Raw genomic sequence first — 1,349 nt, 5'->3', positions numbered from 1 at the left:
ATCGTGGCTTGCGTTGAAGACGAGTTGCTACCATTTTTTTACCAATGTCCGATAATGGTGTTAGGGACACTAATTGAGGAGCAGTAGCGGTACTTACTTGCAGAAAGTGAGGTGCTGGTTTTCTCAGCATAAAAGCCCAAGAGACTTACCTCTTACTTATCAAAAGGATGGAAGAAACGCTGTTCAATCTAACTAACAGCCTCCCTCTCACATCAGGAGCATGATGTCTGTAGATAGGTCAAGGTCTACATATTCTAGGCCAACAAAACATACTATCGTATACGCAGGTGCCTATCATGACCCATCCCGCCCTCTACTCAAACCCCTCCGCGGCCGTGATTCGGGCGCTGCTCCAGCACAAACATGTGGTTTCTCTGTACGCCAAGGATATGGCTTATCCTCTAAAGGCAGTCGTTCACGAGCTTGACTTAGACACTGGCCGCTTGGTTCTAGAAGTAGAGTATGCCGATAGTGATATTGAGCGTTATCTCACTAATGGCGGCGTCAGCTTCGATCTGGAAGCGTTGAAAGGCTCCCAAGCCATGGAGCGTGAGACTTACAGCCTCAGCAATGTCGCCGCTAAGCTACTAAAAACTGACAGCACACTTTATCACCTAGAGTGCCAGCTCCCAGAGTCGGTTTTTGTGAGCGAGCAACGCGGGGCGGTCCGTATTCCTTTTGTTCTGGGTATGCATGTACGCGTTAGTCTTGAGATCTATCTTCATGAACTCAGCGTGCCAGGCCGGCTACGCAATTTATCGGTAGGTGGCTGCATGGTCGATATCGACCTAGCAGAGAGTATTGCGATTGGCGTGGGTCAGGAGATACCCGGAGTCACTCTCGAGTTTCCTAATGGCGAGAGCTTCTTTGCTGAGGGAAAAGTGTGCCATATCCGCCCCTTTTGTAGTGGCATAGTGAATTTGGCCACCTAATTAGAGGTGCTAATATGCACCAAGACATCACTAGGTGGCAGCATGGCAACAAGACCAAAACGTAACTTTAGCCCTGAATTCCGGCTCGAAGCAGCACAGCTAGTCGTTGATCAAAACTACACGGTTCGTGAAGCGGCAGAAGCAATGAATGTGGGGTATTCGAGCATGGATAAATGGGTTCGTCAGTTACGCCAAGAGCGTGATGGCCAAAGCCCTAAAGCAACGCCCATGACACCCGATCAGCTCAGGATTCGCGAGCTTGAAAAGCGCATCCGTGACATTGAGATGGAAAAAGACATCCTAAAAAAGGCTACCGCTCTCTTGATGTCGGACTCCCTGAACACTTCTCGCTAATCGAGAAACTCAAGACGAGCTACCCGGTAAAAAAACTGTGTGACGTGTTTGGCGTGCATCGCA

Annotated in this window: 1 protein-coding gene and 1 pseudogene; both read left to right on the top strand. The window is 49.2% G+C overall.

Translation table 11 applies throughout. The features are described from left to right. The first annotated feature begins 296 nt into the window (after positions 1-296). Positions 297-932 (top strand): PilZ domain-containing protein, encoded by a 636-nt coding sequence (locus B4967_RS11430; protein WP_139794477.1) that lies wholly within the window; start codon positions 297-299, stop codon positions 930-932. Positions 933-974: 42 nt separating this feature from the next. After that, positions 975-1,349, top strand: a pseudogene (locus B4967_RS11425) (transposase); the annotation flags it as partial.

Origin of the sequence: Vreelandella lionensis (assembly GCF_002087295.1) — a bacterium.
Lineage (GTDB): Bacteria > Pseudomonadota > Gammaproteobacteria > Pseudomonadales > Halomonadaceae > Vreelandella > Vreelandella lionensis.
Note: the sequence above shows the minus strand (reverse complement) of the source record. Positions and strands in the feature narration are given on the sequence as shown.